This is a genomic window from Amycolatopsis sp. NPDC048633 (genome assembly GCF_040650695.1).
Taxonomy (GTDB): domain Bacteria; phylum Actinomycetota; class Actinomycetes; order Mycobacteriales; family Pseudonocardiaceae; genus Amycolatopsis.
The window spans coordinates 438,608-446,227 of the sequence record NZ_JBEZHS010000002.1; the positions used below are offsets into that span (position 1 = coordinate 438,608).

Here is a 7,620-nt window from a genome sequence, read left to right on the forward strand (position 1 = left end):
CGGCACCTCGATGGCCGTTGCCGCCAGATGCCGCCACTTTTCGTCGTCGGCACCACGCGATCCGGCCGAGACCGTACCTCCGGGTGGTCGATCACCGATCCTCGCGAGGCGTGAACGGGACGTTCGGCGCTCGGCAGAGGACTTTGGTCATCTCCGAGTGGGGCCTGGGGGTCGTACGCTGATTCCCGGCAGGTCTTCCCAGCACAGGAGGTCGGAGATGCTCCGCGTCTTTCTCGTCGACGACCACGAGGTCGTCCGCCGCGGCGTTGCCGACCTGCTGGACGAGGACGAGGAGCTGACCGTGATCGGCCAGGCCGGCAGCGTTTCGCAGGCCCTGGCACGGATCCCGGCACTCAACCCCGACGTCGCGGTGCTGGACGTCCGGCTGCCCGACGGCAACGGCATCGAGTTGGCTCGCGAGCTGCGTTCCAAGCTGCCGGAGCTGAAGTGCCTGATGCTCACCTCCTACACCGACGAGCAGGCGATGCTCGACGCGGTGATGGCCGGCGCCAGCGGGTTCGTCATCAAGGACATCAAGGGCATGGACCTGGTGTCGGCCGTCCGGGACGTCGGTGCGGGCAAGTCCCTGCTCGACGCGCACGCGACGGCCGCGTTGATGGCCAAGCTGCGCGAGAGCCAGACGAAGAAAGGGCCGTTGTCCGACCTCTCCGACCAGGAACGCAAGCTGCTGGAGCTGATCGGTGAGGGCCTGACCAACCGGCAGATCTCCGAGCGGATGTTCCTGGCCGAGAAGACGGTCAAGAACTACGTCTCGCGGCTGCTGACCAAGTTGGGCATGGAGCGGCGCACCCAGGCGGCTGTCCTCGCCACCGAGCTGCGCCAGCACGGAACTAGGCGCTGAGCCGGCTCGGCTCCAGCAGGACGTCGTCCAGCGAACGGCGCGGCGTCCACGGCACCGGTGTCGCGCGGCCGAAGCGCAGCACGACCTGCGGCCACAGCCCGCCGCCCAGCAGGGTGCGCAGCTCCGCCCGTACCTCGGGAACCTCGACCGGCGGCGAGACGAACGACGCGTCGAACCCGGCGGCGGCGGCCGTCAGCAGAACCCGTTGCATCGCCTGACCGGCCCGGAGCCGGTCGGCCTGCTTGTCGTCGAAGGAGCCGACGATCACGACCAGTGGATCGGAGTCGTCGACCAGGCTCCGCCGTGGCGAGCCGAAGGCGCCCAGGATCCAGTCTTCCGAAGGCATCGCGCCGGCGGCGTAGTCGGGGACGCCGTCGCGGCTGTCCCGGGGGCGAGCGGTCCAGTGCCGCCACTCGGCCAGGAACGCGGGATCGGTCATCTGAGAGTGGTGGCTCTCGTGTACCAGGTCGCGCGACCGGTCCAGCTGGTTCGCGTCCAGCCGGGGCAGCCAAGCCTGCTCGGCCTCGGCGGCGTGGCGCAGTTCGGCGACGACCGTGTCCGGGATCACGGCCGCCTCGAACGGGGTGCGGTTCGTGTGGCGCCGCGGGATCGCGTCAGCCAGCCGGACGAGCCGCCGGTCGGGCTTGCGGGCCGCGAACGGCCGGACCACCGCGAGCAGCGTCGGGTTGTCGCGGCGAGGCAGCAGCGTCGTGGCCGGGTGCGCGCCCAGCACGTGGATCGCGGTGCGCAGGTTGAACAACGCGGCCCCGCAGGAGAGCAGCAGTTCCCGCCGGTCGGCGTCAGCCACCGGCAACGCGCGGTCCGGATCGGCGTGCAGCTCGATCCCCGCGGCCGTGCAGCGGAACCGCCAGGGCTGCGTGTTGCGCGTCGACGGTGCGAGCACCGCCGCCCCGAGCACGGACTTCACCTGATCGGGATCCAGCAGGCCGATCGAGGTGATGGGTGGTGTCATGGTTCCCTCTCGGTGCCGTCGGGCGGCACACTGTGGTTCCGGACAGCTTCCAGTGACGGTCTCTCGTGCCACCGGACGGTGGAAAGGGGAGAAAGTCACCAGCGGTGAGGCTGGAGTGGACAAGGTGAAGGTCGTGGGCACGGTGTCGGTGAACGAATCCGGACAGCAGCCCGACTACGGGTCCCGGCGGACGGCCGGGACGCTGTCCGGGCTGCGGCTGCGCGAGGTCCTGCGCGACCTGCAGGACCGGATCGAGCTGCTGATCGGCACCCGCGACAAGATGGACGGCCTGCTGGACGCGGTGCTGGCCGTCGCGTCCGGGCTGGAGCTGGACGCCACGCTGCGGCGCATCGTGCAGGCCGCGATCGAGCTCGGCGAGGCGAAGTACGGTGCGCTGGGCGTGCTCGCCGAGGACGGCTCACTGTCCCAGTTCATCTACCTCGGGATCGACGACGAGGCCCGCCAGCTGATCGGCCACCTGCCCGAGGGGCACGGTGTCCTCGGCGTGGTCATCGAAGAAGCGAAACCGTTGCGGCTCGAGGAGATCTCGGCCCATCCGGCGTCGGCCGGCTTCCCGGCACACCACCCGCCGATGCACTCGTTCCTCGGCGTGCCGGTGCGGGTGCGTGACGAGGTGTTCGGCCGGTTGTACCTGACCGAGAAGAAGAACGGCGAGCCGTTCACCGACGACGACGAGGTCGTCGTGCAGGCACTGGCCGCCGCGGCCGGCATCGCGATCGAGAACGCACACCTCTACGAACAGGCACGGGTGCGGCAGCAGTGGCTGGCCGCGACCAGCGAGGTGACGACCGAGCTGCTGGGCGGCACCGACCCGGCCGAAGCGCTTGACACCATCGCGACCCGCGCCCTGGAGCTGACCGGCTCCGACGTCACGATGCTCGCCCTGCCGAACTTCGGCCGGCTCGACGTCGACGAAGACTGGGGCAACGACGTCGACGACCTCACCGTCACCGTCTGTGCCGGGTCCCGGGCGGCCGAGCTGTCGGGCCTGCACATCGACCTCGAAGGCAGCCTGCCCGGCGCGGTGTACCGGGACCGGACGCCGCGCAGCGTCCCTGAACTCGCACTCGGCGAATACCGCTTCGGGCCGGCACTGGTCGTTCCGCTGCGAGCCGGCGACCGCACGAGCGGCGTGCTCATCACGGTCCGGGAGACCGGTGCGCCGTCGTTCGGTGCCACTCAACTGTCGGTCGTCGCCTCCTTCGCCGACCAAGCCGCGCTGGCGCTGCAACTCGCGGCGCAACAGCGGGCCGCCCGCGAGCTGGACGTGCTCGGCGACCGCGACCGGATCGCCCGTGACCTGCACGACCACGTGATCCAGCGCCTGTTCGCGGTGGGCCTGTCGATGCAGAGCACTCAGCGGCGGACGAAGTCGCCGGAGCTGCAGAAGCGGCTCGGGGACAGCATCGAGCAGATGCACGAGATCGTGCAGGAGATCCGCACCGCCATCTTCGACCTGCACGGCGGCGCGGCGGGGGAGACCGGGATGAGGCTGCGGCACCGGCTGCACGACGCGATCGCCGAGCTCACCGACGACGCGCCGGTGCACCCGACGGTCAGCATGTCCGGCACGCTCGACACGGTGCCCGCGCAGCTGGCCGAGCACGTCGAAGCGGTGGTGCGCGAGGCGGTCAGCAACGCCGTCCGGCACGCGGAGGCCTCGACGTTGTCGGTGTCGGTCGGGGTGAAGGACAACGTGCTGCGGATCGTGGTGATCGACGACGGCAAGGGGATCCCCGCCGACGTCTCGCCGAGCGGTCTCGGTAACCTGCGTGACCGCGCGGAAGCCGCGGGCGGGCAGTTCGCCCGCGAACCTGGGCCCGAGGGTGGCGCGAAGCTCGAGTGGTCGGCGCCGCTCGGCTGACCGCCCAGCTGCCTCACCGACGGGTGAGCGGCGCACTTCGGTGACGAAGGTCCTCGGAGTTCGGGTAGTCCGGCCGCGTCGCGGCGCCCCTGTCCGAGGTCTCCTTGACAGGCGACGGAAGACGGCCCGTTGGCCGGTCGCCCCCGGTGCCCGAGGAGAGACAGCATGAGCGTGGACGTGGGCTCCAGGGCCCTGCTCGCGGACGGCGACGTGGTGCTCGTACGCCCGTTGCACCGGCCGACACCGCCGAGGTGCTCGGCCTGCACACCCGGCTCACCCAGCAGGACACCTACTTCCGGTTCTCCGGCGCCCGACCGTCCATGTTGGACAAACTCGCCGCGGACATGACGACCGAAGCCGCGCCGGACGAGGAATGCCCGGATGATGTCTCCGGCGTGCGCGCCGGCTTCGAGTGCCCATCTCACGGCCTCGTCACCGCAGGCGTCCCGGGGACGCCTGCCGAGGCCGAATTCCGCCGCAGCCGGGGACTTTGTGCTCCATCCCCGGCGCCCGGCGAGGGCCCACGATGACTCAGCCGGAGCGTCCGGCTCCGCGTACCGGAGGGATCGCGATGACCGCTGGAGCACCGGCAGCACTGACCTCCGAGCAGATCGGCACGCTCGCCCGCGCCGTGAGCCGTGCGCCCTCGGTGCACAACAGCCAGCCGTGGCAGCTGCTCGTCCGCGGTACCGAGGTGGATCTGCTGGAACGTCGCAGCGTCTCGCTGCGCCGGCAGGACCCGTTCGGCCGGGACCGGATGCTGTCCTGCGGTGCCGAGCTGATCAACCTTGAACTCGCCGTACGCGTGCTCGGGCGGGACTGCCACGTCGAGTTCCGGAACGACGAAGACGCCGTGGCCACGGTGACAATCGGCCGCCCGCGTGCGGTCTCGGCCCGGGACTTCGATCTGTACCACGCCATCGGCCGCCGCCGTAGTCATCGGCACGAGTTCGACCACAGCCGGGTGCCGCCGGCCGTCCACACGTCGCTGGTCTCCGCCGGGGAGGCGACCGGCGTGCACCTGGTCGTGCCCGCGCACCTGGACAAGTTCGCCCAGCTGCTCGGCTTCGCCACCCGCGTGCTCCGCGAAGACCGCGGCTACCAGCGTGAGCTGGCGATGTGGACCGCCCACACCACGGGCCCGCTGGCGACCGGGGACGGCGTCCCCGAGGACGCACTGAGCGCTGAAGCCCTGCCGGTCGCCGGGCTGGTGCACACCGATACTCCGGTGCCCGACGACGCAGTGCTCGCCGACCGGCTGGCCGCGGAGAACCTGCTGGTCGTCTGCACTGACGGCGACACCAGGGCCGAACACCTGGCCGCCGGTACGGCCCTGCAGCGCGTCTGGCTGACCGCGACGGCGAAGGCCCTCGTAGCGTCGGTGATCACCCAGCCCCTGCACCTGACCGGCTTCCGCGCCCGGCTGGTATCGGAACTGGTCCTGCCGGGAGTGCCGCAGGCGATCTTCCGCTTCGGCTACCCCGAGGTCCCTGCGGCTCCCTCGCCGAGGCTGCCCCTCGGCGAGATGTTCTTCGAGGGACCTGCACGAGGACACTGACGACTCGCGTACGCGAGCGGGCCGATACGCAGCGCTGCGACGACGACGGCGAAAGACACCGCACGCCGAACGGGGCTGATGCATGGTCATACCCGCCGATGGCGAGTGCGTGCTGCCCTGATCGAGGGCCTTTGGTCACCTCGGCTCGTGACGCCCGGCCGTCGTCCGGGCCCCGGTCGCGCGGTGATGCTGAAGGGGATCGTTACCCCTGAGCCCGGAGCTACTGATGAGCCGACCCCTTCCGACCGTGTTCGACCAGGCCTTCGCCGCGGCCGTGCGCGCGCCGTCTCCGCACAACACCCAGCCCTGGCGATTCGTCGCGGAAGGGGACGTGATCGAGGTCTGGCTGGATCGGGAGCGCGTCCTGTCCGTGGCCGACCCCCACCGGCGCGAAGCCCGCCTGGCTTGCGGCGCGGCCGCGTTCAACCTCGTCATCAGCCTGCGGTCCCATGACCTCGCTGTGGTGGTGCGGACGCTGCCTGAGCAGGCCGAGCCCGACCTGGTGGCCGTGATCCGCCTCGACGGCAACCAGAAAGCCACCCAGGCCGAGCGCCGGCTCGCCGAGGCCGTGTTCCGCCGGCACACCAACCGGCGCCCGTTCCTGGACAAGGAAGTCCCACCGGGCGTGCGTGCCGCGCTGAAGTCGGCAGCCTTGGCGGAGGGCGGCCAGGTCGAGTACCTCGACGCGTCTGGCCGGTACACGACGGTGGCGTCGCTGGTCCGGCAGGCCGAGGTGATGCAAGAGGACGACCTGGCGTTCCAGACGGAAACGGCCTTCTGGACCCGGCGCCCGCCGGAGAGTCCCGACGGGGTGCCGAAGACGGCGGTCGGGCCGCCCCCGGACCACCACGGCGTGGTCACGTTGCGCGCGTCGCACGAAGATGCGGATCTGCCACCCCGCGAGTACGAGCAGCAGCCGCTCCTTGCGGCGGTGCTCACCCGGGACCGGGGGCCGTACGCGGAGGTCCGTGCCGGGATGGCGATGCAGCGGGTGCTGCTCACCGCGACGGCGGAGGGCCTCGCGGCGTCGTTCCTGTCGCAGCCGTTCGAGACGCCGCGGACCCGGGAAACGCTGGACCGTCTCTTCACCGGGGTGGGCCAGCCGCACACGCTGTTGCGCATCGGCTACGGCTACCCGACGAGGCTGACGGCCCGGCGCGCGGTAGCCGACGTGCTGACCCACCGCGCCAGGCCGGATGTACCGGCCGGCTGAGCGTCTGGTCGCGCCGGGCGGCGAGAGTCGGTCATCGACCTCGAGCCGGCTGTGCGCCTGCTGACTGGATCCGTCGTGACGCAGCCAGCTGTCCTTCGGCAGAGATCGAACCGCCGGATGTCGTCCGGCTCGCCCGCCGGTGACGGTTCCTGAGGTGCAGGCCGATGGTCAGGATCACGAGCGGGACGTGGACGGCCGGCGTGAGTGCTGCGCTGGCGCGTTTGGCGCGAACTGCCAACCCGGTTCCCGTGGCCGTGACCCGATCTGGCTCACGCGCCCGGTTTCCCGGGCCACCTCGACGGCACCCTTCCGGTACTCGCCACCGACCAGCGCACCCGCGACACCCAACCGCATGACACGACTCCTTCCGAAAGGTGTTCAGGTCGCGGTGCTGTGCGCGCGCCGACCAGTCCAGACGAAGTCCAACCGGTTGCGGACGTCCACCACGCCGGCAACGGCACGGGTCATGCGTTCCGCTGTGGCCACGTCGGCTTCGTACTCGAGCCGGCCGGTCAGCAGGACCACGCCGTGCTCGACGCTCGCGCGTACGTTGTTCCGGTTGGCGTGCAGGGCTTCGTCGAACACGGTGTGGTCGACGTCGGACTGCACGTCGTCGTCGGTGCGCAGGAACGTCCGGAGCACGTCACGTCGCGCGACGACTCCGACCAGCTTCTCGTGCTGCAGCACGAACAACCGGCGCACCTTGCTCTGCGTGAGCAGCCGCGCGGCTGCCGGCAGAGTGGCCTCCGGCGGGGTGGTGTCGGATGTCGTGGACATCAGCGTGGCGGCGGTCTGACCGGCTGCCTTTCGCCAGTCCTCTTTGGTCAGGTGGCCGGCGAAGTGCGGGCAGCCGGCGCCGGGTACGTCGTCTTCGTGTGCTTGGCGGCAGAGCAAGTCGGCTTCGGTGACCACGCCGATCATCGAGCCGTCCGGGGCCAGCACCGGGACGGCGCTGACGCCGTTGGTGACGATCACCTGGACGAGGTCTTTGAACGGCAGTTCCGGCGCGACGGTGATCACCTCGTGGGTCATCACGTCGCTGACTGTTGGCTTGGCCTGCAAGGTGTTCTCCTGGGGTGTCGGGTGTCGTGGGGGGGGGCCGGCGGGGGGGGGCCGCGGGCGACCTGTG

The 7,620-nt window shown here is 70.9% G+C and carries 6 protein-coding genes; 4 read left to right on the top strand and 2 right to left on the bottom strand.

Annotated features, from left to right (window positions below):
- The first annotated feature begins 217 nt into the window (after positions 1 to 217).
- Positions 218 to 862: a response regulator transcription factor gene (locus AB0C38_RS08550; protein WP_360668683.1), complete on the top strand. Its 645-nt coding sequence runs from the start codon at positions 218 to 220 to the stop codon at positions 860 to 862.
- Here the strand turns inward: AB0C38_RS08550 and AB0C38_RS08555 are convergent.
- Positions 852 to 1,835: a hypothetical protein gene (locus tag AB0C38_RS08555; RefSeq protein ID WP_360668686.1), complete on the bottom strand. Its 984-nt coding sequence runs from the start codon at positions 1,833 to 1,835 to the stop codon at positions 852 to 854. The two genes, AB0C38_RS08550 and AB0C38_RS08555, sit on opposite strands and share 11 nt — an antisense overlap.
- Positions 1,836 to 1,968: 133 nt before the next feature.
- Here AB0C38_RS08555 and AB0C38_RS08560 point away from each other — a divergent pair, with 133 nt between their 5' ends.
- From AB0C38_RS08560 to AB0C38_RS08570, 3 genes are all read left to right on the top strand, one after another.
- Entirely contained in the window at positions 1,969 to 3,720 is a 1,752-nt protein-coding gene (locus AB0C38_RS08560) for a GAF domain-containing protein (protein ID WP_360668718.1), read from the top strand.
- Positions 3,721 to 4,291: 571 nt separating this feature from the next.
- Positions 4,292 to 5,278 carry a nitroreductase family protein gene (locus AB0C38_RS08565; protein ID WP_360668689.1) on the top strand — a complete coding sequence of 329 codons (987 nt, stop codon included), beginning with the start codon at positions 4,292 to 4,294 and terminating at the stop codon, positions 5,276 to 5,278.
- A 226-nt stretch (positions 5,279 to 5,504) separates the two neighbouring features.
- Positions 5,505 to 6,491: a nitroreductase family protein gene (locus AB0C38_RS08570; protein WP_360668692.1), complete on the top strand. Its 987-nt coding sequence runs from the start codon at positions 5,505 to 5,507 to the stop codon at positions 6,489 to 6,491.
- Between the two features lie 378 nt (positions 6,492 to 6,869).
- Here AB0C38_RS08570 and AB0C38_RS08575 read toward each other — a convergent pair.
- The coding region (locus tag AB0C38_RS08575; RefSeq protein WP_360668695.1) for a CBS domain-containing protein at positions 6,870 to 7,620 on the bottom strand (751 nt) is incomplete at its 5' end.